Here is a 26,414-nt window from a genome sequence, read left to right as displayed (position 1 = left end):
GAAAAGAGGGTAAAAAAATGCAAACTGAAACAATGCCTAACTTATTAATAAAGCGTGCACATTTAACTCCCAATCGAACTGCCATTTATTTTCAGGATCAAACGTTAACTTTTTATGATTTATATGAGCGTTCCTTAGAAGTAAGCGGAAGACTTCAAACTGTTGGTATTCAAAAAGGACACTTCGTGGGAATTTTATTAAAGAATCATTTGGACACGGTCACGATTTTATTTGCTCTACAGTTATTAGGAGTACGAGCCGTTATTTTAAACAATCGGCTGACGGCAGCTGAACTGGTCTGGCAATTAAAGGATTCAGAATCTGCCTTTCTTATTCTCGAAGATTCCTTTTCTGAGACGAAAAAAATCATTAATCAGCAACTGAGCCATTTGCCGACTATTACGAAAGCTCAACTGTCTCAATTAGAACCAGAAGAACCATTTATTCAACAAGAAATCAGCCTCACTGATATTTGTACCATCATGTATACATCAGGCACGACGGGAAACCCAAAAGGAGTGATTCAGACATACGGGAATCATTGGTGGAGCTCAACAGGTTCAGCCTTGAATCTCGGAATAATGGAAAGTGATTGCTGGCTCTGTACGGTTCCTCTTTTCCATATTAGTGGTTTTTCGATCTTAATGCGCAGTGTAATTTATGGGATGCCAATTGTTCTACATGAAAACTTTGAGGTTGAACGAAGCATTAAAGATATTGCGCTAAAACAGGTAACCATCATGTCAGTAGTAGGTACCATGCTTTCGCAAATTGTGGAGGCGTTAGCTAATAGGCGTTTACCTGGTACCTTCAGGTGTATGCTGCTAGGTGGAGGACCAGCTCCATTACCATTGTTAGAGGCATGCGTAAGTAAGGATATTCCCGTTTTTCAATCATACGGAATGACTGAAACCTCCTCGCAAATCGTCACGCTCTCACCGGAAGACAGTATACAAAAACTTGGCTCCGCCGGAAAACCATTATTCCCTTCACAGTTAAAGATTGAACTTGAAAATGGAAAAGCGGCGAAAGCAGGAATTGCGGGTGAAATTATTGTAAAAGGACCAAATGTTACTCCGGGTTATTTAAACCGACCTGATGCAACCGCAGAAAAGATACGTGAGGGCTGGCTTTATACAGGAGATATTGGTTACTTGGATGAAGAAGGTTTTTTGTTTGTAAAAGATCGGCGCAGTGACTTAATAATATCCGGCGGGGAAAACATCTATCCTGCTGAAATTGAAGCTGCCTTGCTTTCACATCCCGATGTATTGGATGCTGGTGTGACGGGAATCGAGGATGAAAAATGGGGACAGGTACCTGTAGCCTTTATTGTAAAAAAGAAAGGCGGGAATCTATCTGGTGAGGTATTGCAGCAATTTTTGCTGGAACGTCTTGCCAAATATAAAGTGCCGAAGGCTGTTTATTTTACAGAACAGCTGCCTAGAAATGCCGCAAAAAAATTGCTGCGAAGAAAACTAAGAGAGTGGGTGTAAGGGAAAATGAAAATCGCTCATGTGGAGCTCTATATTATTCAAATGCCCTTAAAATCCCCCTTTATCACACACTTAGGTAGCGTCACTCACCGTGAAGGAATCATTGTAAAGATTACCGACCATGACGGCTGCACAGGGCTGGGCGAGGGGGTGGCCTTTTCAACCCCCTGGTATACTGAAGAGACCGTTACAACATGTTTACATATGATTACGGATATATTAATCCCATTGCTTAAAAAATATCCAATTGAGCGGCCAGAGGAGGCAGCACAGCTTTTTAAATCGATTAGAAGAAACCATATGGCGAAGGCGGCCATCGAAACCGCCTTATGGGATTTATATGCAAAACAACATTCATCCCCCTTATCTATGATCCTTAACGGTACCCAATCCAAAATTGCGTCAGGTGTGGTTGTTGCGACTGATTCTCCTGCCAATGCCATTAACCAAATCGAGCAGTATGTAGAAGAAGGGTATCAGAGAATTAAAGTGAAAATTAACCCCAAACAAGATTACTCTTTTTTAGCTGAGATCCGCAAGGAATATCCGCAACTGCCAATTATGGCAGATGCTAATTCTTCCTATACATTAAAGGATATTGATCGGCTAAAGGCTTTAGATGAATTGAATCTGCTTATGATTGAGCAGCCGCTTGCTCAAGATGACATCATTGAACATGCTGCCCTCCAAAAAGAAATAAGAACGCCGATTTGTCTGGATGAGAGTATTGTTAGTTTTGATGATGCTAAAAAGGCAATCGAGCTGGGCAGTTGTCAGGTTATTAATATCAAAGTAGGCAGGGTAGGCGGTCTATATGAAGCCAAGCAAATTCATGATTACTGCCTGGCCAAGCATATTCCTGTCTGGTGTGGGGGAATGATCGAGTTTGGAATATCCCGGGCCCATAATATTGCCCTTGCATCATTGCCAGGTTTTACAATTCCAGGAGATATATCTGCTTCGAATCGCTTTTGGGAGGAAGATATCATTTTTCCGGAGGTTCAGGTAGAAAATGGCTATATTAAGGTGCCAGCTGAACCCGGTATAGGGTTCAGCCTAAATGAAAAAAGGCTGCAAGAAAAGTTATTATCTAAGAGAACTTTTCAATTTTAGAAAATAACCAAGGTGAATCAGGATGTCCTGGTTCACCTTTATTTGTCTGGATGGGTAACAACATAGATACGAGACGCACGATCTATTTTCGGGATTCAGATACCTTTCTCCGTCTTAGGTATCGTTTATCATTCATAAACAAGCTCCAAAAATAAATAAAGCCAGGAAACAAGATAGCAAATCCAGCTACATAACTAAAAAAAACGGCACGGAAAGAATTAGGATCTGTAAAAGCCGAATGGATCGTTACTTCAGGATAGACGATATAGGGCAAATGAGCTTTTCCATAAACGTAACTTGCCACCAAATATTGAGCGGTAATGGCTATTACTGCAACCCTTGGTCGGCCTTTAATGTTCTGCTTACCAGAGGGAAAGAATAAACCTATACCCCCGACAAGAAAACAGCCTAGTGATAGAAAGAGAAGAGGAAGGTCTTTCATCATTTTATGGAAAATCCACCCTGCTTCTTGTTTTAGGGTAAGCATAATGAGGAAAGCCATTAATAAGGAAATAGGTCCAATAATTATGGCGTCACGCCGATAAACGTTATAGGCTTCATATTCCTCGGATGTCTTTGAATAATCCGCCAATAAAAGCGAGGAAAGAAAAAGTGTGCTTGTTATGGCAAATCCAAAGAAGGCATATTCATTTGGACTTGTGAAAAGTCCAGCTAAGTCCAACGTTTGCTTGTCTGTTGAAAAATCAACATATTTCCCATGAGTAATCGGTAAAACACTAATAAGTAATCCGGGAATGATAATCCCAGTTATACCGGATATATAGGTTAGCGGTTTTTTATATTCATCAGCGATATGAGAAAAAACGAGAAAAGCACTCCTGATTGATAATAGTAATAAAATTAGACTGCCAGGAATAAGCAGAATGGTTCCGAGTGTGTAAGCCCCATAGGGAAACATACTATAAATGGCTACTACTAGTGCCACGATAAAGGTATTGGTCACCTCCCATGTAGGAGAAAGGTAACGGTTGGCAATATTGGTCGCTTTCGTTTTTTCTCGGTTAAAATAAACCATAGACCAAAACCCTGCACCAAAATCCATTGTAGCCATAACTGCATAAATAAAAACAAAGCCCCAGAGTACTGTTATGGCAAGATAGGCGTTCAACATAGCAGGATCACCTCCTTATGAATTTGAACTAAACAGTGGAACTCCTTTTTGCTCTGCCCGATTTAGATCATCCTCTACCTTATTTTTCTTGAAATAATAACGCAGGACAAAGATGACTGATAAGGCTAGGATGATATAGACGGCAGTAAACAATATAAATAGTACTCCCAGGTTTGTGGCAGTCGTCACCGAATCTTTTGTGGATAGGACTCGATAAATCGTCCAAGGCTGCCTTCCTGTGCAGGCAAAAATCCAACCGAATTCAATACTTAGAACAGCAAGTGGCCCAGAAGCTACATACAACCACATTAACCATTTCGGTAAATGCTCTTTTTTGAATACCTTTTTCCAAAAGATCCCTAAAAACGCGATGAGAATAAGTAATGAGCCAATCCCAACCATTCCGTTAAATAGGGTATGGATAAACAACGGCGGCCATTCATCTTCTGGAAAATCATTTAGGCCTTTTACAACGGTATCAAAAGAATTACCGGCCAAAAAACTTAGTGCCCAAGGAACTTCAATTCCCCACTTGACCTTTTCTGTTTCTCGGTCAGTAAATCCGCCAATTGCTAGTGGAGCATGGGATTGGGTTTCAAATAACCCTTCTGCAGCCGCAAGTTTTTCAGGCTGATATTTATGAAGGCTTTGTGCGGTTTCATGTCCGTTTAGGGCCGTTAATAATGAAAAGATTCCCCCGATTACAAGGCTTAACATTAGCGCTTTTCGATGAAATCGAAATACTCTTGAGGAGGAATCGGATTTAAGCATTTTATAGGCAGAAACAGTCGCGATGACAAAAGCTCCGGTTGTATAGGCTGAAAATGCGACATGACCGGCATTGATAAAAAAGCTTGGATTAAAGAATGCAACCCATGGATGAACATCGACTATTTTACCATCCACAACCCTAAAGCCAGCGGGTGTCCCCTCGAATGCATGAACATTTGTGATTAACACGGCAGAACCCATCGCACCAATTGCCACAAGGACTAAACTTGCAATCCTCATCCATGGGGCAATTCGTTCAGCTGCATAAACGTAGATGGACATAAATAAAGCCTCAATAAAAAAAGCATAAATCTCAATTTGAAAGGGAAGGGCCATAACAATTCCAATAACTTTCATGAATCCAGGCCAAAGCAAGGATAATTGGGTTCCTGCAATGGTACCTGTCGGTATTCCCACTCCTAATAGGACAGCAAAGGCTTTTGTCCATCTTTTAGCCATGACAACATACTCGATATCCTTTGTTTTTTGATAGAGGAGCTCTGCTGTTAAAATCATGAAAGGCAGCCCAACGCCAATGGTTGCAAAAATAATATGAAAACCCATTGTTGTTCCAAATAAACTCCTTGCAATTACTAAATCACTCATATGGATCTCCCTTCTCTTTAGACACGTATGTGTTTATTGTTTACAGGTAAGAGATTCCTATGTAATTATTTCCAAAGAAAAGATAAATTTTAAAAAATAATGGCTGTGTTAATCTTGAATGTTGATTTCCGCTCCAGGCGGCTTCGCTTTCCGCGGGCGTGCCGGGGAGCCTCCTCGGCGCACTTGCGCCTGTGGGGTCTCCCCTGACCCGTACTCCCGCAGGACTTTGAATTTTCATCCTCGAATCCGCCCACGCACGAAGGAAATGCGATAGCATTTTCGAGGAGTCTTCGCCGCCTTCCGCTCCAATCAACATGCTAAAAATCAACAATACCTTAAACACATAATAAAAGACCTCCCAAAGAATCAGGAGGTCGAATGTTAATTGTTTAAAGCTGTTTCCAATGTTTTTAGGTTCGTATCCATGAGTGTAAAGTAGGTTTCTTTATTTTTAAGATTTTCTTTAGAGAGGACGGCTAAATTGTGAATATGGAGGGCTTTAGCTCCCATTTCCTTTTGGACAACCTTACCAAGGTTTGACTGAACATTTTGTTCAAAAAGAATATAGTGTATACCCTCGTGCTCAGCGATCGATATGATATTTTCAAGTTCTTTTTGCGTTGGCTCATTGGTTGTAGATAGGCCTGAAATACTAATTTGTTCAAGGCCGTAACGGCTTTCCCAATAGCCAAAGGCCGCATGTGTGACCATGATTTTTTTGTGTTTCGCATTTGAAATGGTCTGATCATATTGAGTATTTAAATGATCAAGGTCAGCAGCAAGTTTATCATAATTTTTATTGAAAAGTTCTTTGTTTTGCGGCATTTTACTAACGAATTGATCACGAATGACAGCGGCCATTTCTTTACAATAAACCGGATCTAACCAAACATGGGGATTTACATTATTAGTTCCGAGCTCTTCTCTTTTACCCGAGTGGGGGTCCTTTGGCAGCTTAAGGTGAGCGGCGGTCGCTACTAGCTTAACATTTTCACTTTTTAAAGTGTCTTTTGCTTTTTCCACAAAACCTTCTAAGCCGAGCCCAATATAGAAAAATAAGTCTGAATCAGCTAAATTCATCATATCCTTTTGAGATGGTTCATAGGTATGCTCATCCGCCCCAGGAGGATAGATGGTTTTTGCAGTTACATATTTTCCGCCGATTCTTTCTGAAAAATATTGCAATGGAAAAACAGTTGTATAGATGGTTAAATGATCTTTCTTTTCTTTCGATTGATTAGTTCCATTTGTACAGCCAGACAGGATGAGGCTTATTGGCAATAAAAAAGAGAGAATCAGAATGATTTTTTTCATAGTTACTCCTTCAATAATATATTAAATCGGATTTATTACGATTTATTATTTAAAAATTTTTAGAATTCTGAATAGAAATGTATAATACGGAACGATTCCGATTTCCAATAGTATCTTACAAAAAAAATAGTCTGATTGCAAGTATAATATTTGTTTCTTACAAGGCATATTATGTATGCTTAATATGAAAGGTGGGATTTAGATGAACAATTCATCAATATTAAACGATATTTTAGACTTCAATCAGAAATTTGTAGAGAACCATGAATACGAGAAGTATGAAACAACTAAATTTCCCAACAAAAAGATGGTCATCCTTACTTGTATGGATACCAGACTATTAGAGCTTTTGCCTAAAGCGTTAAATTTGGGAAATGGGGATGCCAAGATTATTAAGGATGCTGGAGCACTAGTGTCACATCCGTTTGGAAGTGTCATGCGCAGTATTTTAGTTGCTTTATATCAACTAAAAGCGCAGGAAGTTTTAGTAGTTGCCCATTACGATTGTGGTATGAGCGGGATGAAGGCGGAACCGGTGATTGAGAATATGAAAGAAAGAGGGATTTCGGAAGAAACACTAAGTACTCTTACATATTCTGGAATTGATATAAAGCAGTGGCTGCAAGGGTTTGAAAGTGTAACCGACAGCGTCAAGCACAGTGTGGATATGATTAAAAATCATCCATTATTGCCTAACGATGTTCCTGTTCACGGTTTAGTGATTGATCCTAAAACAGGCAAGCTGGATTTAATTGTAGACGGTTATAAGAACTAGAACTAGTGCTGTTTTTTTTCCGGAACAGGATCAACGCCCCCTGGATGAAAGGGATGGCATTTTGAGATCCGCTTAATGGTCAGCCAGCCGCCTTTTATTGCTCCATAGCGTTGAATGGCTTCTAATCCATATTGGGAACATGTTGGATAGAATCGGCATGAAGGCGGTTTGATTGGTGATATGACCACTTGATAAAAACGGATTAGCATTATAAAGATTTTTTTAAGCATACATTTTCTCCTTTTTAAATACAGGAATCATACATACAACATACCATATATAGTAATTATCGTCTAAATTGTTAATTGTTATAAAGGTGATGAAAAAGGTCGGATTTTATTGTATGATTAAAGGAAAAGCGCAAGCGCCCTGGTCAGCGGCGTATGGCCTGGAGTGCTCCAACTGAGATAAAGGAAACACGAAGAGCGAAAGCGATTCGATGTTGACTTATCGTAGGGCGGAGTGCGAAGGACACTAGCCGCTAGGGTGCTGGAGCTGGACAATTCTCATTATAAAAGGAGTGAATAACATGCCTTCAGTAGAAAGTTTTGACTTAGACCATAATGCTGTTAAAGCCCCATATGTTAGACATTGCGGTGTTCATAAAGTGGGAAGTGACGGCGTTGTTAATAAATATGATATCCGTTTTTGTCAGCCAAATAAACAGGCAATGAAACCAGATGCCATCCATACGTTAGAGCATTTACTTGCCTTTAATATTCGTAAACATTCCGAAAAGTATGACCATTTTGATATCATTGATATTTCGCCAATGGGCTGCCAAACAGGCTATTATTTGGTGGTTAGCGGGGAACCAACAGTGGAGGAAATCATCGACTTATTGGAAGATACGATGAAGGATGCAGTTGAAATTGTCGAAATTCCTGCTGCAAATGAACGACAGTGCGGCCAGGCTAAATTGCATGATTTAGAAGGTGCCAAACGATTAATGCGTTTTTGGCTTGAACACAGTAAAGAAGACTTAAAACAGGTCTTTGCTTAATTGCATAAAAAAATTCCTATTCAACTGCGAATAGGAATTTTTTATGCTTTATGTTCATCCTCTTGTTTATTTACCTCATCCTGCTCTACATAAGGATTGTTTTCCAATGAATCTACCGTATGTTTATATGTGTATGCTTTAGAAGTAGTGGTAACTGCCAGCACTAAAACAACAATTACAATTATAATCCCCAAAACCAAAACCGTATACATTTTTACTCCTCCTTCCTTCCCATTGTACCATGAAAATGAGGACATTTTTTAAAAAAATCCAACAAAAAAGGAAGCGCTTCCGCTCCCGGGTGTCAGGTGTTATGTAAAATCAATGTATATTCCTAGGATAATAAGTATGTGTACGATGCTGTCCGTACTCTTCTTGAGCAAACTTTCCTTTTAAGCTTTCAATCAGATAGAGACCCATTAAATCATAAAGTTCTTGTTTATCCATCTCTTGAATTAATGCCAGCAAATCTTCGTGTGACATCTCTTCTAAAAAAGCGAATGTCAACATATCAATGTCTTCTTCATCACCGGTTAATTTGTTTCGATACATCGCATATAATTCATCGACTAATTTCATTTTTCCACCTCCTGCTAAAGTCTTTTAATTTTAAAACATTATACTTATTGAATACCCATAAATCAATAAATTCATCCCTGCCTTTCAAGGGTGAATTAACTGAAAAATCTGTTTTCTTGGTTGTATGTTTATTATATAGGATACTTCACTAAAAAATGAGTCGAAATGTGAAAAAAGAATAAAATTTCTCTGTTTGTAGATTACTAAACAGTAAAAGGGGTTGAAGTAATGAACGAACAGAAGAAAACCTACTATATTGATGTAGGAACCGGTCAAATACTAAGTACTGCTTCGGATTCTACGTGGAGCTATAAAATTCAAGCAACTGATGAAGAAATTACACAGCTGAGAGAGCTGTTTAATCAAAACTATTCGACAGAGTGGAAGAACTTCTTTAGAGCCCACGTCCCTTTTGTTCAATACCATTATGACAGGGAAAATGACCAGTACGATAGTACGATCCAACAGGTTTATGGGATGCTGTATCAACTCGGTGACCAAGAGGCAAAAAACCATATTGAAAGCATGAACATTTTACCTAAGAATCAGTAATCCTGTGAGGAGAATCCAAAAGTTTAAGGATTCTCCTTTTTTCTATATAATTATATCATTAAAGAATATATGGGGCGGATATAGAATGAAAAAGTTTTTCGATTGCAACGGAAATACGGTTGAACTTCGATTTGGTCATAATGTCTTTAATATGAAGCCTAAGCATGTTTTGGTGATTTGTCAATTTGAAAATACCTGGTTTTTAACCAATCATAAAATGCGAGGCTTGGAATTTCCTGGTGGGAAAGTAGAAAATGGAGAAACCCTTGAAGAGGCGGCAAGAAGAGAGACCTTCGAAGAGACTGGTGCGATTCTCGGTGACCTTCAATCGATTGCTGAATATAAAGTGAATGACACAGGAGGGGCTTTCGTGAAAGCTGTTTTTTGGGGAATGGTGGATAGAGTTGAGCAAACGAATGTCTATTATGAAACAAATGGACCCGTTGCGGTCGAAGGGGATATATTGAAGCTTCGCTTTGCAGATGAGTACAGCTTTATCATGAAAGATCAAGTAATCGGGGAATGCATTAACTATATCCAGCAGCTTAAAAAGAGAAGGAAATAGCAGTAGGTTTTTGCCCCTGCTATTCTTTAATTAATCGTTTTTCTAATAAATCGACGAGCTGATACATAATGGTGGCAAATACGGCGATAATCAATAGAGATAAGAATACTAGAGTAAAATTAAATACCTGGAATCCATAAATAATTAAATATCCAAGTCCTTTGGTGGAGACAAGAAATTCGCCCACAATTACCCCAACCCATGAAAGCCCTACATTAACCTTTAAGGTTGAAATAATCGCAGGAAAGCTGGCTGGCAAGATCGCTTCTTTAAAACATTGAACGCGGGTAGCACCAAAAGTTTGAAGAACCTTTAGATAGTTGTGGTCGACTTCTTTAAAGGATGTGTACACAACAAGCGCCGTAATGATAACCGAAATGATGACACCATTTGCGATAATCGAGGTGTATCCAGGACTAAGGGCAACAATGATGACCGGTCCTAAGGCAACTTTGGGCATCGCATTAAAAATGACGAGATAAGGGTCAAGTATTTTGGAAATCATGGGAGACCACCAGAGTACGGCTGCTATGATAACACCGAGCAGGGTGCTGACAAGAAAGCCAATGATCGTTTCCATTAAAGTGGCACCTAAATTCGTCATTAATGAGCCATCATGAATTTTCTCTACACCTAAAGTCCATATTTTAGATGGAGAGCTGAAGAGGAGCGGATCAATCCACTGCATCCGGCTTAAAAATTCCCAACTCAAAAATAAGAGCAGGAAAATAATCAATTGATAAAAACGAACCCATCTTTTTTCAATTTTTAAGGATCTAAGATATGTTTTATGAAGGAGTTCAACATTATACTTTTCTTGGCTCAAGAGACTCCAGCTCCTTCCATATCGATTGGAAAATTACTTGAAATGCCTCGTGATTTCTTGCTTCAAAGGGAGAAAGCCTCTTTAGATCTGCCGGCATTTCAAAGGTTTTGTGGATTTTCCCAGGCTTTGCTGAGAATAAAAAGATCCGGTCGCTCATCGCAATGGCTTCTCCAATATCGTGTGTTACAAGGATAGCTGTTTTTCCGAACTCATCCAAGGTACGGGAAACTAAATCCTCAAGCTTTAGCTTGGTCTGATAATCGAGAGCAGAAAATGGCTCGTCAAGCATTAGAAGCTTTGGCTCTGTTGCAAGTGTTCGTACCAGGGCCGCCCTTTGTCTCATTCCGCCTGATAATTGCTTAGGCAGTTGTTTTTCTACACCCTTTAAGCCGATTTGGCTTAATAAGCTTAGTGCTTCGGACTTTGTTTTTTCATTTAGCCGGTTTGATAATTTAAGGCCTAATAATATATTTTCTTCAATTGTTTTCCAAGGAAACAAATAATCCTGCTGCAGCATGTAGCCAATCTTATTTTTAGAGGTAGAAACAGGCTTGTTTTCTAACAGGACAGTCCCATGGGTTGGTTTTAGTAAGCTGGAAATGATCGAGAGCAGAGTAGTCTTACCACAGCCACTAGGGCCAAGGAAGGAGACAAACTCTCCCTCCTCAACCGTTAGTGAAACATTGGAGAGGGCCGTGGTGGCAGAGGCTTTTGTTAAATAAGTATGATGAATCTGCTGAATTTGTAAAAAGCTCATAAAGAACGGCCACCCTTTCCTTTTATTTTTTAATGACTTTTTCAGCGAACTCCGTGTTAACAAGTGTTTTATGGTTCACTTCTTTTGGAAGCTCTCCAGCTTCCTTCATAATAGTTTGGAGATTGTTCCATTCTTCTTCGTCGAGTATCGGGTCTGTTGCAAAAGATCCTTGGCTTTTATAACGCTCTACAACCGTTGTCATGATATCTAAATCTGTATCTGGAAAATAGGCCGTAACCGTTTTGGCGATTTCCTCAGCAGTATGAGTTTGCACCCACTGCTGTGCCTTATAGATTGCTCTGGTGAATTTATCCACTGTGTCACTATTTTCTTTTAAATAGCTTTGTTTGGCCATAAAAGTGGTATAAGGGACATGACCGGATTCCTTACCAAAGGAAGCAACGATGTAGCCTTTACCTTGTTTTTCAAAGATACTTGCTGTCGGTTCAAACAGCTGCACATATTCGCCTGTTCCAGACGCAAAGGCATTGGCTATATTTGCATAATCAACATTCTGAATGAGGTTTAGGTCTTTATGGGGATCGATTCCATGGTTTTTTAAAACGAATTCTCCCACCATTTGCGGCATACCGCCTTTCCGCTGACCGAGGAATGTTTTCCCTTTTAACATATCCCATGAAAAATTGTCTATTTTATTTCTTGCTACAAGGAACGTACCATCTGTTTGCGTAAGCTGAGCGAAATTAATCACCGGATCATTGGAGCCCTGGGCGTAAACATAAATAGATGTTTCTGAACCGACAAGTGCAATGTCCGCCCCTCCAGAAAGCAAGGTGGTCATGGTCTTATCGCCTCCAGGAGTAGTTGTAAGGGTAACATCTAATCCCTCGTCCTTGAAGAAACCTTTGGCAAGTGCAACATATTGCGGGGCATAGAAAATGGACCGTGTCACTTCGGCAATCCGAACCTTTTCTAATTTCTTTGTTTTGGTCCCTGAATCACTGTTACAAGCCGCCAATGAAATCATAAGTACACTAATGAGAAGTAGGGAGAAACTTATTTTCATCCACTTTTTCATATTGAACCTCCTTTAATACCCTTTTCATAAATCTGGGCTAATTGCCTAAGATATCGTATGTAGGGCGAAAAAATGTGTGAATGCCCAGTGACAATAAATTTTTAAAAATATGGGTGTGTTAATCTTGATTGTTGATTTCCGCTCTAGGCGGCTTCGCTTTCCGCGGGCGTGCCGGGGAGCCTCCTCGGCGCTTAAGCGCCTGTGGGGTCTCCCCAGCCCCGTACTCCCGCAGGACTTTGAATTTGCATCCTCGAATCCGCCCACGCACGAAGGAAATGCGATAGCATTTTCGAGGAGTCTTCGCCGCCTTCCGCTCCAATCAACGTGATAAAATTCAACTATAACTTTTAACACAACCAAATATATAAGGATGGACGACAGATGGACAAAAATAATGGCAGGATTTTAGAAGTGATTCGTTTTCCCTCTCCAAATCCCAAAGTTGAATTAAAAATGATTACGTATCTCTCAAATGGTTTAAAAGTGAAGGGGATGCTTGCTATACCTATACTGGAAGGAAACCTGGACGGTTTTCTTTATCTAAGGGGAGGGATTAAAAATGTTGGAAAAGTCAGACCCGCGAGGATCGCTCAGTTTGCCTCAGAAGGGTTTATCGTTTTTGCTCCTTTTTACCGCGGCAATCAAGGGGGAGAAGGAAATGAGGATTTTGCAGGAGAAGACAGAGAGGATGCCTATGCTGCCTATCAGGTATTAAAATCACTTCCAAGGGTTCAGGATATTCATATCTTTGGCTTTTCACGCGGGGGTGTTATGGCATTATGGACAGGTATTCAATTTCCAGAAGCAGCCTCTATCGTTACCTGGGGAGGTGTGAGTGATATGACGCTTACGTATAAGGAACGAAAAGATTTACGGAGGATGATGAAAAGAGTTATTGGAGGTACTCCTGAAAAGTATCCGGAACGGTATAAAGAAAGAACAGCACTATATGAGCTTGAAAATATAGAAGCCCCAATCCTGATTATTCATGGTGTTCAGGATCAAAATGTGTCAGTTGAGCACGCTCACCGGCTGGAGAGAAGGCTGAAATCACTAGATAAGCAAGTAGACTGCTGGTACTTTGATGAGTTCACTCACTACTTTCCTCCGGCAGTAAACAGAAAAGTAGTCCATGATTTATCAAAGTGGATGAAAAATCAAGCTAAAAGATGTTAAAATAAAGGTAATATAAATGGAGGAGCGGATATGTATGGGTATGCCTCTTGAAATGAATACAATGATTGTAACAAAGGGCAGGGAGCATAGGCTCGAGGAGAACCTTTTTGAATTAGTGAAAGAAGGATATAGACTTTACCCTATTGAAATTCCAATTGAAGTCAAAAAAACAATCGACTGTGATTCAAGTGGAACGGGGCTAATTAAAAAAGTGGAATGGCAAAGAAATACCACAACCGTAACCTATCAATTAGTATCCTTAAATTCTACAAATTAACCTTATTAAAAATAAGTGCAGGAAAGCCCATATCGGAGTAGATATGGGCTTCCTTATTGTGATAAGACTATTGTAATGGTCCACCATTTTTCTCAATTTCTGCCGGAACATGGCTAAACTTTTTGAAGTTTTCCCGGAATTTCGCGGCTAGTTCCTTTGCTTTTTTCTCATAGGCCTGTGGATCTGCCCATGTTTTATTCGGCTGAAGCACCTTATCTGGAACCCCTGCAATATGAACTGGTATATTTAGCCCGAATATGTTATCTTTTACGGTCTCTACATGGTTTAATTCTCCCTCTAGAGCTGCTTGAATCATTGCCCGGGTGTAGGATAGCTTCATTCTATTCCCAACTCCATATTCTCCGCCAGTCCAGCCGGTATTCACTAAAAAGACATTTACGTTATGCTCTAGAATTTTTTCGCCAAGCATTTCCGCATAGCGTGTCGCTGGAAGTGGAAGGAATGGTGCTCCAAAGCATGTCGAGAAGGTCGCTTCCGGAGATGTAACTCCGCGTTCCGTACCAGCAAGCTTAGACGTATAACCACTTAAAAAGTGATACATGGCTTGTTCCTTCGTTAATTTTGCGATTGGCGGCAATACTCCAAAGGCATCGGCCGTTAAAAAGACAATCGTATTAGGGTGACCAGCAATACTTGGCTGAATGATATTGTCAATTGCCTCCATTGGATAGGCAGCCCTCGTGTTTTCTGTCAGGGTGTTATCATCATAATCTGGAATTCTTGACTCCTTATTGAGGACCACGTTTTCCAAAACCGTCCCAAACCGAATCGCATCAAATATTTGCGGTTCTTTTTCACGAGAAAGATTAATGCACTTTGCATAACAGCCGCCTTCAATATTAAAAACCCCGTTAGATGACCAGCCGTGTTCATCATCCCCAATTAGCCGGCGATTTGGATCCGCTGAAAGAGTAGTCTTGCCTGTTCCAGATAATCCAAAGAATAGAGCCACATCCCCCTCATTGCCAACGTTAGCTGAACAATGCATTGAGAAAATATTATTTTCAGGCAGTAAATAGTTCATGACGGAGAAAATGGACTTTTTCATTTCGCCAGCATATTCCGTGCCGCCGATTAGTACAATTCTTCGTTCAAACGAAATGATAATAAAGGTTTCAGAATTTGTTCCATCGATCACTGGGTCCGCTTTAAAATTCGGAGCAGAAATGACTGTGAATCCTGCATTGTGTGTCAGCAGCTCTTCTTCTGTTGGGCGAATAAATAATTGCTGTACAAATAGATTATGCCAGGCGTATTCATTAATGACTTGAATCGGCAGCCGGGACTTTTTGTCCGCTCCGGCAAAACCTTTAAACACAAAAATCTCATTTTGCAGTCTTAAGTAATCAAGCACTTTATGGTAAAGATTCGTAAAAGCTTCCTCAGAAATAGGCTGATTTGTTGAGCCCCACGCTATTTTGTTCTTGGTAGACTCTTCCATCACAATGTATTTGTCCTGTGGTGATCTTCCGGTATATTTGCCGGTGGAAACACTGACAGCGCCAGTAGAGGTTAGAGTACCTTCTTTTCTTCCTAAAACCTTTTCAACTAATTGTGGGACGGATAGCTGTACCTGGACATGACCTTCATGTAACAATTGATTTAATTCAGTTGGAATATGAACAGAATTCATTTACTGAAACCTTCCTTTACTAGGATTATTTGTTCAATAGTATAACACATTTATTTTAATAGTCTATACTAATGAGTAAAATTATGTGAATATTTAAGAATTTAATTTGTATAGAGAAACAACAGCAAGGATTTAATGCTTCAATTAAAAGGAACTATTCATTTTTGTAAAGTTACAATTTACTCTTTTAGGAAAAACTTGATATAAATTGTTTGACATTGTTTGAAGGAGTAGGTTATGATTTACCCTTGAACGGATACTCTCTTATCCCGAGCTGGTGGAGGGACAGGCCCTATGAAACCCAGCAACCTGCAAACGAAAAAAGCGGACTCCAATAGAGTTTGGTATTTCGGGCAAAGGTGCTAAACCTGAAGCAAGGCTTGACCTTGAACGATAAGAGTGAAAGGCACGCAAAACTTTTGCTATTAACCTTTCCTCATAATGATGGAAAGGTTTTTTGTTGTATTTACGTGCTATGTTACATAATTGTACTTTTTATTCCATCGTATAAACTTCAAGGGGAGTATACTAAACATAGAAATTTTGTATGGGTACAAGCACCAAGGCACTTTTACATTTCTATAATAATAATCCCATGTTTATTTCATACTACTAAGGGAATGAGTTCCGTATCAATCGAGGTTAAACGGCAGGTATACATAAAACCCAAACAGCTAACCTCACTTTATTCCATAATAAGGAGGAATTCAGATGTCAACAAAACGTCGTTTGTTTACTTCTGAATCAGTAACTGAAGGTCATCCTGACAAGATTTGTGACCAAATTTCTGATTCCATTTTAGATGCAATACTAGCTAAGGATGCTAATGCTCGTGTTGCCGCTGAAACTTCGGTAACGACAGGATTAGTATTAGTAGCAGGAGAAATCACCACATCAACTTATGTAGATATTCCAAAGATCGTCCGTGAAACGATTAAAGGTATCGGTTATAATCGTGCAAAATATGGTTTTGACTCGGAGACTTGTGCGGTCTTAACTTCTATTGATGAACAATCTCCTGATATTGCGATGGGTGTTGACCAAGCCCTTGAAGCTCGTGAAGGTCAAATGTCAGATGAACAAATAGAAGCGATCGGTGCAGGAGACCAAGGTTTAATGTTTGGTTTTGCTTGTAATGAGACAAAAGAGCTTATGCCGCTTCCGATTTCACTTGCACATAAACTTGCACGCCGTTTAACGGAGGTACGGAAAGAGGATATTCTTCCATACCTGCGTCCCGATGGAAAAACACAAGTCACAGTGGAATATGATGAGAATGATAAACCAGTTCGAATTGATACGATTGTCATTTCTACACAGCACCACCCAGAAATAACATTAGAACAAATCCAGCGAAACGTGAAAGAATATGTCATCAATCCTGTTGTTCCTAAGGAACTCATTGATGAGAACACAAAATATTTTATTAACCCAACAGGCCGTTTCGTGATCGGCGGGCCGCAGGGCGATGCAGGCTTAACAGGCCGTAAAATCATCGTTGATACCTATGGTGGCTATGCTCGTCATGGCGGCGGGGCATTCTCCGGTAAGGATCCTACAAAGGTTGACCGTTCAGCTGCTTATGCTGCGCGCTATGTGGCCAAAAATATTGTGGCGGCAGGACTAGCAGATAAGGTTGAAGTTCAGCTTGCCTATGCAATTGGCGTCGCAAGACCGGTTTCCATCTCAATTGATACATTTGGCACAGGCCAAATCAATGAAGAGCAATTAGTTGACTTAGTAGAACAAAACTTTGATCTTCGTCCAGCTGGTATCATAAAAATGCTTGACCTTCGCCGACCAATCTACAAGAAAACAGCAGCTTACGGCCACTTTGGACGTACGGATGTTGATCTTCCGTGGGAGCGCACAGACAAAGCAGAAGCGTTACGCCAGCAGGCAAATCTATAAATTAGAAGGGTGTTGCATGATATATGTAACTCCCTTTTTTACTTTTCGTCTAATGTATGGTTAATGTGATGTTATTCGAATAACATGTTTAGCTAGGTCTAAAGAAGTGAAAAATGATGTTATGATATTTACCCATAAGTTCACAGTGTCATTTTGAAAAAAAAGTGGTAGTATTAGAGAGATGTTTTTTAGAAGACGTTTAATATGAAATTGGAGTAGGTGAGGTACATAATGTGTGGTTTTATCGGTTGTGTACACGACAAAACACAAAACTATAGTGAAGAACAAAAACAGCTATTTAAAAATATGAACGATTTAATAACCCATCGCGGACCGGATGATGATGGTTTTTATTACGATGACCATATCCAGTTTGGCTTCCGCCGTTTGAGTATTATTGATATCGAAAGTGGTCATCAGCCGCTAACATATGAAAACGAGCGTTATTGGATTATTTTTAATGGTGAAATTTATAACTATGTTGAACTTCGTGAAGAGTTATTGACAGAAGGACTGTCTTTTGCCACAAGTTCGGATACAGAAGTAATCATTGCTCTTTATAGCCACTTAAAAGAAAAAGCGGTTGAAAAACTGCGCGGAATGTTCGCATTCGTTATCTGGGATAAGCAGGAACAAACCCTTTATGGTGCGCGTGACCCATTCGGAATTAAACCTTTCTTTTATATGGAAGATGGGGAAAGAACCTTTTTTGCATCTGAGAAAAAAAGCATTTTGCTGGCTTTAGAGAATGATGTCCTCAACTATGATGCCTTGCAGCATTACTTGACCTATCAATTCGTTCCTGAACCTGATACGTTATCTGAAGGAATTAAAAAGTTAGAGCCAGGACATTACTTCACAAAAAAAATTGGCGCTCCAATGGAAATGAAAAAGTATTGGAAGGCTCAATTTCAGCCTGTTCAGAAATCAGAAGCTGATTTTATTAAGGAAATTCGCGATGTATTATTTGATTCAGTTGAAAAGCATATGCGCAGTGACGTTCCGGTAGGTTCGTTCCTTTCAGGCGGAATTGATTCATCGATTATTGCTTCAATTGCAAAAGAATTTCATCCCGCTATTAAGACTTTCTCTGTTGGTTTTGAACACAATGGTTTCAGTGAAATTGATGTGGCTAAAGAAACAGCTGAAAAGCTCGGTGTCGAAAATATCAGTTACATTATTACACCTGAAGAGTATATGAATGAAATTCCTAAAATCATGTGGCATATGGATGATCCGCTAGCCGACCCAGCCTGTGTTCCTCTTTATTTTGTCGCTAGGGAAGCTCGTAAACATGTAACGGTTGTTCTTTCAGGTGAAGGTGCCGATGAGTTATTTGGCGGTTACAATATCTATCGGGAGCCACAGTCACTAGAAGTATTTAATAAAATACCAAGAGTCGGGAAAGTTTTATTAAAAGGTATTGCCGGGATGATGCCTGAAGGAATGAAAGGCAAAAGCTTTATTGAGCGCGGCGTCACACCAATGGAAGAACGCTACATTGGAAATGCGAAGATGTTTACCGAAGTGGAAAAACGGGATGTATTAAATGTTTACCGTGAAGGTTTAAACTATCTCGATGTCACTAAACCTCTTTATCAAGAGTCCAAAGGGTATGACCCAGTCGACCGGATGCAGTATATTGATATCCATACCTGGATGCGCGGCGATATCCTGCTAAAGGCAGATCGAGTAACAATGGCTCATTCGCTTGAGCTTCGCGTACCGTTCTTAGATAAAGAAGTGTTTGCGGTAGCTTCGAAAATTCCAACCAGCTTAAAGACGGCTAATGGTACAACCAAATATATTTTACGTAAAGCAGCTGAAGGTGTAGTGCCTGAACATGTTCTAAGTCGTAAAAAATTAGGATTCCCTGTTCCTATTCGTCATTGGTTGAAAAACGAAATGAATGAATGGGCTAAAAAGATTATCCGGGAAAGCAACACGGACCATCTAATCAATAAATCATATGTCTTAGGCTTATTGGAAGACCATTGCCAAGGCAAAGCGGACAACAGCCGGAAGATCTGGACAGTGCTTATGTTTATGGTTTGGCATCAAGTATATGTGGAAAATGTCTATTCTTTTCAGCGTGATTATGCCCTTCAAAAAGAGTTACAATCAGTAAAGCATTAATAAGAAAGCACCCGCAAAAAAATGTGGGTGCTTTTGTTAATAGGTAAGAGAGAATAAAAGTTTTAACATAGAAAATTGTCCAACTCCAGCGCCTAGCCCCTCGAGGTCACAAGCCAATCCGTCCAAAAGGTTAAAGAACAACCTTTCGGCCGGCTCGTCTTGTGCTTGTCGGGGCTGAACAAGGCGCTTCCGCATTTCTTATGATTGCAAAGACTTATAATACTGCCCTTTCTCGGCATATTCTGTATAAATACGTTTCATATCCTTTTTGTCTTCCGGCGTTAATTCTCTAATAACTTTAGCGGGTCTGCCAAATGCTAAGGTATTAGGGGGAATTTTTTTTCCTTGCGGTACAAGACTGCCAGCGCCAATAAAGGCACCTTCTCCTATCTCTGCTTGATCAAGAATAATCGATCCCATGCCAACTAAAGCTCTTTTTCTTACAATGCAGCTATGAAGAATGACTTGATGACCGATCGTTACTTCATCCTCTAAAATTAGCGGGTTATTAGGACTTTGGTGTAAGATAGAATTATCTTGAATATTAACCTTATTACCTATTCTCGTTGGGGCAACATCGCCTCGTATCACGGAATTAAACCAGACACTGGACTGTTCGCCTATTTCTACATCACCCGTGATGGTGACATAATCGGCAATAAAGGCAGTTTTAGCAATTAACGGGTATTTATCTTTAAAGGGGTAGATCAATTGGGCTCGCTCCTTTGTAATTGATAAGTATATTTTAGCGAATATAGTAAGTGGTTTTCAAAAATTAAATCTGGTATAACAAATAAGTCTAAACTTGCAAAGCTTTGAACAAAAAGCATATCTTTTTCTAGGGGGACGAAAAATGTGGAAATGGGAAGCTGAAGGGGAGGCAAAAGCAGTAATTGTAATGGTGCATGGTGCAATGGAGCACCATGGCAGATACGGCTGGCTGATTGAAATGTGGCGTTTAGCCGGCTTTCATATCATTATGGGCGACCTTCCGGGGCAAGGGATGACAACAAGGTCCCGCCGCGGCCATATCGATTCCTTTGATGAATATATTACGGAGGTAAAGGACTGGGTACAAGCGGCCTATCGATATAACCTTCCCGTGTTTCTATTAGGCCACAGTATGGGCGGATTGATTTCGATTCGTTTGTTGCAAGAAGAACAACTGAATGTAGCAGGCGTGATTCTTTCTTCTCCATGTCTGGGACTGGTTCAAGCGCCATCTAAATTTTTAAATGCTCTCTCGCATGTCATAAATGTAGTTTATCCATCGCTTCGGATGAATTCAGGCTTGTCGGTACAGATGGCCACAAGAAATGAAGATGTCCGCGAAGCGGATTCGAATGATACTCTTTACGTGACAAAAGTTTCGATTCGCTGGTATCGTGAACTTGTTGGGGCGATAAAGGAAGCATTTGAGAATTTGGCAGATACACAAGATCTCCCGATGCTCGTCATGCAGGGCGGGGATGATAAAATTGTTAATAAGGCCACCGTAAAGGAGTGGTTTAACCACGTACCGTTATCGGAGAAAAGGTTTAAGGAGTGGCCGAAGTGCTACCATGAAATTTTTAATGAACCGGAGCGGGAAGAGGTATTTGAATACGCGAAAGATTTTGTTTTTAGCCAATTAAAAGCAATTGGTTATATTGTCTAAGAAAGGTAGATGTTTTTTCCATGATGCCAATCACCCTTATGTCTAGGGTCTATCGCAAAATTATTCCTGCTGTCCATCAAGAATTGGCTTATTGGAAAAGCCGGGCTGAAAATATTCCTAACCAAGAATTAAGAAGTCAGGCTCTTGCGAGTATTGACCAAAAAACCTTTCATTGTGAAGGCGGGGGCATACTTGCTCTTAGTGCCAAGGAAGACTATCAAAAGGCAGTAAAGTTTATTGTGGCTTATCAAACGATCAGTGATTACTTAGATAATCTATGTGATCGGAGTACCTCACTTGATCCTGCTGATTTTGCAGCCCTCCATGAGTCAATGTCAGATGCCCTTGTACTGCAGGCAGAAGAGAAGAATTATTATCGGCTCCGAGATGACCAGGATGACAATGGATATTTACATGACTTATCTGAAACATGCCGTACGGTTTTAAGGGAGTTAGACAACTACGATTTAATCAAGGAGTATCTTCTAGAATTATGCCAATATTATTGTGATTTGCAGATCCACAAACATGTGATCAAGGAAGAGCGGGTACCTCGCTTGAAAAAATGGTTTAATCGTTACCAAGACAATCTTCCTGAAATGGAATGGTATGAATTCTCGGCTTGCTCTGGTTCAACATTAGGGATTTTTTGTTTAGTCTCATATGCGATGCGAGAAGATTTTAAACTAGAAGATGCGGTAAATATCCGCAAGGGATACTTCCCTTATATTCAGGGCTTACATATACTTTTAGATTACTTTATTGATCAAGAGGAAGACTTGATTGGCGGAGACTTAAATTTCTGCGCTTATTATACTAGTGAAGAGACCCTTTTTAAACGCTTAAAGCATTTCGTGATTGAGGCTGATCGTCATACAGAGTTCCTGCCTCACAAAAGATTTCATCAACTCATTAATCGAGGGTTGTTGGGAATTTATTTATCAGATGCTAAGGTTCGCAAACAGAAAAATGTCCGTAAATTGGCACGAGGGATTATCAAATCAGGTGGATGGATTAGTTATTTCTTTTACTACAATGGACTAGCTTACCGGTCCCTGCAAAAAACAGTACCTGCATTTGTAACACGATCGATAACAAAATAAAACCAGGCCTAGTGCCTGGTTTTACCTTTTTTCAATTGCAATAATAAATGGCGGGTAATTTTGTTGGTTAATAAACTGATATTGAAGAACATGGGCTGTTTTTTGATCCAGACCCTGACAATAGTTCAATAGCTGGTCCCGTTCAACTGCACCTTGTTCATGACCATGGTAAATCACAAGGACGATGGTTCCCTCGGGAGCCATTAATGACAATAATTGTTCGATTGCCGAAATGGTTGTTTCGGCATGAGTTACAATGTTTTTGTCACCACCAGGCAAATAACCAAGATTAAATATTGCCCCGGTTATTCTCCCTTGAACATCCTTAGGGATTTTTGCAAAAATTTGTTCGTGGCCTTCATGAAAAAGGGTGACCCTGTCGATCAGGTTTTGTCCGATTAAGCGTTCCTTCGTTGCGTTAATAGCCTCTTGCTGGACATCAAACCCAAAAACTTGTCCATCTTCTCCAACCAATTCTGCCAAAAATACCGTATCATGCCCATTTCCCAAAGTGGCATCCACTACTATATCTCCGGGCTTTACAGTCTTTTTAAGTAAACTTTTCGCAAAGGGAAGAATGCGCTCCATTTTCATATCAATTCCCCACATTCCCTTGGAAAAACTTACCTTGCCAGCTATTTCTTCTCTTTAATTCGGCATCAATGGAATTCAATACTTCCCATTTATTAACACTCCACATGGGTCCAACCATTAAGTCAATCGGACCGTCTCCTGTTATTCGATGAACAATCATTTCCGGCGGTAAAATCTCCAATTGGTCACATACTAAAGTTATATAATCCTCTTTGGTGAGAAATTCAAGCATTCCCTTTTCATATTGTTTAACCATTGGGGTGCCTTTTAATAAATGCAGTAAATGAATTTTAATTCCTTGCACGTCTAATTTGGCTACCTCACGAGCTGTTTCCATCATCATGTCATAAGATTCAAGCGGGAGTCCGTTAATGATGTGGGAGCAAATCCGAATTCCATGTTTCCGTAGTTTATTGACACCATCAATGTAAGATTGGAAATCATGGGCACGGTTAATCAGCATAGCCGTTCGTTCATGGACAGTCTGGAGACCAAGCTCTACCCATAAATACGTACGCTGATTTAATTCAGCTAAATAGTCAACAACATCATCCGGCAAGCAATCTGGGCGGGTTGCGATGGATATTCCAACGACCCCCTCTTGGTCCAGCACGGTTTCATATTTTTCCCTAAGTACTTCAACAGGGGCGTGTGTATTGGTGAAGGCCTGAAAATAAGCCATATACTTGCCGTCTTTCCACTTAGTATGCATTTTTTGTTTGATTTGATTAAATTGTGTTTCTAATGGCTCCACCCGGTTACCGGCAAAATCCCCGGAACCGGCTGCGCTGCAAAATGTACAGCCGCCATGAGCGACCGTACCGTCGCGGTTCGGACAGTCAAAACCACCGTCTAGGGCCACTTTAAACACCTTATGGCCGAAATGATTCCTAAGGTGGTAATTCCAAGTGTGATATCGTTTATCGTCGGTTGCATATAGAAAAGGTTTTGTCTGAAGCACTCAGAAACCTCCTTTGTTAGTTAAAGATTGCATACCCTTCATTTTATCATGAAGTAACCCTTTATCCAATTGCCATTGCTGCAAGCAAGGTTGGTAATAATTATCCACCTGTCATGAGTTATAGGATAGGGAATGGAGAACAAAATAAGAAATGAAGCGTCGCTTCAAACAATTAGGGGGGTTCTTAGATGGCTACTCGCGACTCAATGGATAATCTAATGCAACAAGTTGAGGACACACTACGTTATGCTGAAGAGCAATATAAGCACAGCAGCCTTCAAGAGCATTATAATAATGATGATTATACGACAGCGCTGCAGCAGCTTGAGCAGACCTATCAGGATATTTGTACGATGGCCCATAGTGCCAACTCGCAGCAGCGGGAACAGCTCCATCGAATGAGACTTCAAATTCAGCAGCTTCAGAATTCCATGATTATTGAGACACGTTAAGAGGAGGAGAATTTCTTGAAGAAACGTTCTAAGAAGAATAATCCCGAACAAAAAACCCGTAATGGTATCAATAATCAAGACCTTGAACTCGGCCAGGATCGTGACTTAATAAAAGAAGCAAAAAAGAAATACGAGGATGCCGGCGGACAACCGGTTAAATCCAAAATGCATCAAGAACCCGAACAATCTTCATAAGAAATGAAAAGGATCTCTCACTATGTGGAGAGATCTTTCTTTTTGTGTTTATCTCTGTAATATATAAATTTGTTAGGGTGGGGTGGGGTTATGTTCGTCTCTTATCTGTCGAAGCAATGGGAAGTAATAGCGTTCGGAGGTTATGACCGGTTCTTATCGGTCGAAGCAAGGGGAAGTAATCGCCTTCAGGGGTTATGACTGGTTCTTATCGGTCGAAGCAAGGGTAAGTAATCACCTTCGGGGGTTATGACTGGCTCTTATCGGTCAAAGGAAGTGGAAGTAATCGCGTTCGGGGGTTATGACTGGTTCTTATCGGTCGAAGCAAGGGGAAGCAATCGCGTTCGGGGGTTATGACCATCTCCTATCTGTCAAATTTTAGATTATCTTCACCTCCGGAGGGAAAATCACCCTAAAATGAACTTCGAAAAGCGTCCGATTTAGCAGAATATTTAATAAAAAAAAGAGGAGAACGAAAAGGATTGCACCCAGCTTGGGAATGGAATACAATGTATCTTTGGAAATGAAATGTTTATCGTAAAGGAGCGTTTTTCATGCCACGTGCCTTATGGCTATTAATTATTGGAATGGCAGTGAATGTAATTGGCTCTTCTTTTTTATGGCCTTTAAATACCATCTATATTCACGATCACTTGGGTAAATCTTTATCTGTTGCCGGTATTGTACTAATGCTTAATTCTGGAGCAAATGTAATCGGGAACCTATATGGTGGTCATTTATTTGATAAAATAGGAGGCTATAAATCTATTATTCTGGGGATTATGATCTCCTTAGTAGCTCTTGTAGGGTTATCCATCTGGCATAACTGGCCCGAATACGTTGTTTTCTTAACGATTGTGGGCTTTGGAACAGGAATTATTTTTCCGTCCATGTATGCGATGGCTGGTTCCGTTTGGAAAGAGGGAGGCCGGAAATCCTTTAATGCTCTTTATGTTGCCCAAAATGTTGGCGTTGCAATCGGAGCATCACTTGGCGGGATAGTTGCTGATTATTCCTTTCAACTCATTTTTCTTGCAAATACAGTTATGTATGTCATCTTTTTAGTGATTGCGGTCTTTGGATACAAAGGAATTTCTACAGATGCTGCACCTCAAGAAAACAATGAATTAAATGTAACGGCAGTTAGCAGAATGAACTTTAAGGCTTTAATGATATTGTGTGCAGGCTATTTGCTCTGCTGGGTTTCCTACAGCCAATGGACCACAACGATTGCTTCTTATACACAGGAAGTGAATATCACACTAACCCAATATAGTTTATTATGGACGATTAACGGAGCGATTATCGTGCTGGGGCAGCCGCTCTTAAACGGGATTCTCAAATATCTTGCTTCTTCGGTAAAGAGGCAGATCCTGATCGGTATTGGAATCTTTATTATTTCCTTTATTGTAGCAGGGCAGGCCAGCGCTTTTTCAGGCTTTTTAGCAGCTATGGTTATTTTAACAATCGGTGAGATGTTCATTTGGCCGGCAGTTCCTACCATTGCTTTTGCATTGGCCCCAAAAGGGCGTGAAGGTTATTATCAAGGAATCGTGAACAGTACGGCCACAGGCGGAAGGATGATTGGTCCAGTGCTTGGCGGAATATTGGTCGACCAATATAATATGTCCACTTTATTTACAGTATTAATCTTGTTGTTCATAATCGCAGTCGGAACTACCATCGTTTATGACCGCGGTTTGAGACTAAAAGAGAAAATTACTGCTAAGCCGGTATAAGTTTATGACCCACAGTCAAAATGACTGTGGGTTT

General features: G+C 40.2%; 28 protein-coding genes and 1 riboswitch. Of the genes, 15 read left to right on the top strand and 13 right to left on the bottom strand.

Annotated features, from left to right (window positions below; translation table 11 throughout):
* Positions 1-17 precede the first annotated feature (17 nt).
* Together L1999_RS23635 and menC are read left to right on the top strand one after the other, a co-directional pair.
* Complete coding sequence (locus L1999_RS23635; RefSeq protein ID WP_235740779.1) at positions 18-1,496, top strand: o-succinylbenzoate--CoA ligase; 1,479 nt, start codon at positions 18-20, stop codon at positions 1,494-1,496.
* Between the two features lie 6 nt (positions 1,497-1,502).
* Positions 1,503-2,609, top strand: a complete 1,107-nt coding sequence (menC, locus tag L1999_RS23630; protein WP_235740778.1) for an o-succinylbenzoate synthase — start codon at positions 1,503-1,505, stop codon at positions 2,607-2,609.
* 82 nt (positions 2,610-2,691) lie between these two features.
* Here menC and L1999_RS23625 read toward each other — a convergent pair whose 3' ends face one another.
* From L1999_RS23625 to L1999_RS23615, 3 genes are all read right to left on the bottom strand, one after another.
* On the bottom strand, positions 2,692-3,741 hold the full coding sequence (locus L1999_RS23625; RefSeq protein ID WP_235740777.1) for a cytochrome d ubiquinol oxidase subunit II: 1,050 nt from the start codon (positions 3,739-3,741) through the stop codon (positions 2,692-2,694).
* A gap of 15 nt (positions 3,742-3,756) precedes the next feature.
* Positions 3,757-5,118 (bottom strand): cytochrome ubiquinol oxidase subunit I, encoded by a 1,362-nt coding sequence (locus L1999_RS23620; protein ID WP_235740776.1) that lies wholly within the window; start codon positions 5,116-5,118, stop codon positions 3,757-3,759.
* A 381-nt stretch (positions 5,119-5,499) separates the two neighbouring features.
* Entirely contained in the window at positions 5,500-6,432 is a 933-nt protein-coding gene (locus tag L1999_RS23615) for a metal ABC transporter solute-binding protein, Zn/Mn family (protein ID WP_235740775.1), read from the bottom strand.
* Between the two features lie 202 nt (positions 6,433-6,634).
* On the opposite strand from L1999_RS23615, the gene L1999_RS23610 reads away from it, so the two are divergent.
* Positions 6,635-7,207 carry a beta-class carbonic anhydrase gene (locus L1999_RS23610; protein WP_235740774.1) on the top strand — a complete coding sequence of 191 codons (573 nt, stop codon included), beginning with the start codon at positions 6,635-6,637 and terminating at the stop codon, positions 7,205-7,207.
* 2 nt (positions 7,208-7,209) lie between these two features.
* Here the strand turns inward: L1999_RS23610 and yidD are convergent, their stop codons facing one another.
* Complete coding sequence (gene yidD / locus L1999_RS23605; RefSeq protein ID WP_235740773.1) at positions 7,210-7,437, bottom strand: membrane protein insertion efficiency factor YidD; 228 nt, start codon at positions 7,435-7,437, stop codon at positions 7,210-7,212.
* 299 nt (positions 7,438-7,736) lie between these two features.
* On the opposite strand from yidD, the gene L1999_RS23600 reads away from it, so the two are divergent.
* On the top strand, positions 7,737-8,210 hold the full coding sequence (locus L1999_RS23600) for an S-ribosylhomocysteine lyase (protein WP_235740772.1): 474 nt from the start codon (positions 7,737-7,739) through the stop codon (positions 8,208-8,210).
* A 41-nt stretch (positions 8,211-8,251) separates the two neighbouring features.
* On the opposite strand, the gene ytzI is transcribed toward L1999_RS23600, so the two are convergent.
* Together ytzI and L1999_RS23590 are read right to left on the bottom strand one after the other, a co-directional pair.
* A complete protein-coding gene (ytzI, locus tag L1999_RS23595) occupies positions 8,252-8,422 on the bottom strand; it encodes a YtzI protein (protein ID WP_235740771.1) in 171 nt (56 codons plus the stop codon).
* Positions 8,423-8,531: 109 nt separating this feature from the next.
* Positions 8,532-8,789, bottom strand: a complete 258-nt coding sequence (locus tag L1999_RS23590; protein WP_098531965.1) for a DUF6154 family protein — start codon at positions 8,787-8,789, stop codon at positions 8,532-8,534.
* A gap of 228 nt (positions 8,790-9,017) precedes the next feature.
* Here L1999_RS23590 and L1999_RS23585 point away from each other — a divergent pair, with 228 nt between their 5' ends.
* Both L1999_RS23585 and ytkD read left to right on the top strand, forming a co-directional pair.
* On the top strand, positions 9,018-9,341 hold the full coding sequence (locus L1999_RS23585) for a hydrolase (protein ID WP_235740770.1): 324 nt from the start codon (positions 9,018-9,020) through the stop codon (positions 9,339-9,341).
* 85 nt (positions 9,342-9,426) lie between these two features.
* Positions 9,427-9,906, top strand: a complete 480-nt coding sequence (ytkD, locus tag L1999_RS23580; protein ID WP_235740769.1) for an RNA deprotection pyrophosphohydrolase — start codon at positions 9,427-9,429, stop codon at positions 9,904-9,906.
* Between the two features lie 19 nt (positions 9,907-9,925).
* Here ytkD and L1999_RS23575 read toward each other — a convergent pair whose 3' ends face one another.
* The 3 genes from L1999_RS23575 to L1999_RS23565 are packed head-to-tail and all read right to left on the bottom strand — an operon-like array spanning position 9,926 to position 12,528.
* Positions 9,926-10,732, bottom strand: coding sequence for an ABC transporter permease (locus L1999_RS23575; protein ID WP_235740768.1), 807 nt, complete (start codon positions 10,730-10,732; stop codon positions 9,926-9,928).
* Complete coding sequence (locus L1999_RS23570) at positions 10,713-11,489, bottom strand: ABC transporter ATP-binding protein (protein WP_235740767.1); 777 nt, start codon at positions 11,487-11,489, stop codon at positions 10,713-10,715. Before L1999_RS23570 ends, L1999_RS23575 begins: the two co-directional genes overlap by 20 nt.
* Positions 11,490-11,511: 22 nt before the next feature.
* Positions 11,512-12,528 (bottom strand): ABC transporter substrate-binding protein, encoded by a 1,017-nt coding sequence (locus L1999_RS23565; RefSeq protein WP_235740766.1) that lies wholly within the window; start codon positions 12,526-12,528, stop codon positions 11,512-11,514.
* Positions 12,529-12,909: 381 nt separating this feature from the next.
* On the opposite strand from L1999_RS23565, the gene L1999_RS23560 reads away from it, so the two are divergent.
* Together L1999_RS23560 and L1999_RS23555 are read left to right on the top strand one after the other, a co-directional pair.
* A complete protein-coding gene (locus L1999_RS23560; RefSeq protein WP_235740765.1) occupies positions 12,910-13,704 on the top strand; it encodes an alpha/beta hydrolase family protein in 795 nt (264 codons plus the stop codon).
* A gap of 34 nt (positions 13,705-13,738) precedes the next feature.
* The gene (locus L1999_RS23555) at positions 13,739-13,981 is read left to right on the top strand and encodes a DUF2584 domain-containing protein (protein ID WP_235740764.1); all 243 of its coding nucleotides are present in this window, start codon (positions 13,739-13,741) and stop codon (positions 13,979-13,981) included.
* Positions 13,982-14,048: 67 nt separating this feature from the next.
* Here the strand turns inward: L1999_RS23555 and pckA are convergent, their stop codons facing one another.
* Positions 14,049-15,635 carry a phosphoenolpyruvate carboxykinase (ATP) gene (gene pckA / locus L1999_RS23550; protein ID WP_235740763.1) on the bottom strand — a complete coding sequence of 529 codons (1,587 nt, stop codon included), beginning with the start codon at positions 15,633-15,635 and terminating at the stop codon, positions 14,049-14,051.
* Between the two features lie 261 nt (positions 15,636-15,896).
* Positions 15,897-16,035, top strand: a riboswitch (SAM riboswitch).
* Positions 16,036-16,346: 311 nt separating this feature from the next.
* Between pckA and metK the strand changes: the two genes are divergently transcribed.
* The gene (gene metK, locus L1999_RS23545) at positions 16,347-17,546 is read left to right on the top strand and encodes a methionine adenosyltransferase (RefSeq protein WP_215044246.1); all 1,200 of its coding nucleotides are present in this window, start codon (positions 16,347-16,349) and stop codon (positions 17,544-17,546) included.
* 231 nt (positions 17,547-17,777) lie between these two features.
* Entirely contained in the window at positions 17,778-19,682 is a 1,905-nt protein-coding gene (gene asnB, locus L1999_RS23540) for an asparagine synthase (glutamine-hydrolyzing) (protein WP_235740762.1), read from the top strand.
* A gap of 198 nt (positions 19,683-19,880) precedes the next feature.
* On the opposite strand, the gene L1999_RS23535 is transcribed toward asnB, so the two are convergent.
* Positions 19,881-20,393: a gamma carbonic anhydrase gene (locus tag L1999_RS23535; protein WP_235740761.1), complete on the bottom strand. Its 513-nt coding sequence runs from the start codon at positions 20,391-20,393 to the stop codon at positions 19,881-19,883.
* Between the two features lie 142 nt (positions 20,394-20,535).
* On the opposite strand from L1999_RS23535, the gene L1999_RS23530 reads away from it, so the two are divergent.
* Complete coding sequence (locus tag L1999_RS23530; protein ID WP_235740760.1) at positions 20,536-21,339, top strand: alpha/beta hydrolase; 804 nt, start codon at positions 20,536-20,538, stop codon at positions 21,337-21,339.
* A 20-nt stretch (positions 21,340-21,359) separates the two neighbouring features.
* Entirely contained in the window at positions 21,360-22,442 is a 1,083-nt protein-coding gene (locus L1999_RS23525; RefSeq protein WP_235740759.1) for a tetraprenyl-beta-curcumene synthase family protein, read from the top strand.
* Between the two features lie 21 nt (positions 22,443-22,463).
* Here the strand turns inward: L1999_RS23525 and L1999_RS23520 are convergent, their stop codons facing one another.
* Positions 22,464-23,036, bottom strand: a complete 573-nt coding sequence (locus tag L1999_RS23520) for a tRNA 5-(aminomethyl)-2-thiouridylate-methyltransferase MnmM (RefSeq protein ID WP_235740758.1) — start codon at positions 23,034-23,036, stop codon at positions 22,464-22,466.
* 1 nt (position 23,037) lies between these two features.
* Positions 23,038-23,997 carry a tRNA modification radical SAM protein MnmL/YtqA gene (locus L1999_RS23515; protein WP_235740757.1) on the bottom strand — a complete coding sequence of 320 codons (960 nt, stop codon included), beginning with the start codon at positions 23,995-23,997 and terminating at the stop codon, positions 23,038-23,040.
* Between the two features lie 188 nt (positions 23,998-24,185).
* Between L1999_RS23515 and L1999_RS23510 the strand changes: the two genes are divergently transcribed.
* The 3 genes from L1999_RS23510 (at position 24,186) to L1999_RS23500 (ending at position 26,380) form a co-directional block, all read left to right on the top strand.
* Entirely contained in the window at positions 24,186-24,449 is a 264-nt protein-coding gene (locus L1999_RS23510) for a YtzC family protein (protein WP_215044233.1), read from the top strand.
* A 15-nt stretch (positions 24,450-24,464) separates the two neighbouring features.
* Positions 24,465-24,644, top strand: coding sequence for a glycogen biosynthesis protein GlgD (locus tag L1999_RS23505; RefSeq protein ID WP_235740756.1), 180 nt, complete (start codon positions 24,465-24,467; stop codon positions 24,642-24,644).
* Between the two features lie 551 nt (positions 24,645-25,195).
* Complete coding sequence (locus L1999_RS23500) at positions 25,196-26,380, top strand: MDR family MFS transporter (RefSeq protein WP_235740755.1); 1,185 nt, start codon at positions 25,196-25,198, stop codon at positions 26,378-26,380.
* Positions 26,381-26,414 lie beyond the last annotated feature (34 nt).

This window comes from Neobacillus drentensis (assembly GCF_021560175.1).
GTDB classification, from domain to species: Bacteria; Bacillota; Bacilli; order Bacillales; family Cytobacillaceae; genus Neobacillus; species Neobacillus drentensis_A.
Note: the sequence above shows the minus strand (reverse complement) of the source record. Positions and strands in the feature narration are given on the sequence as shown.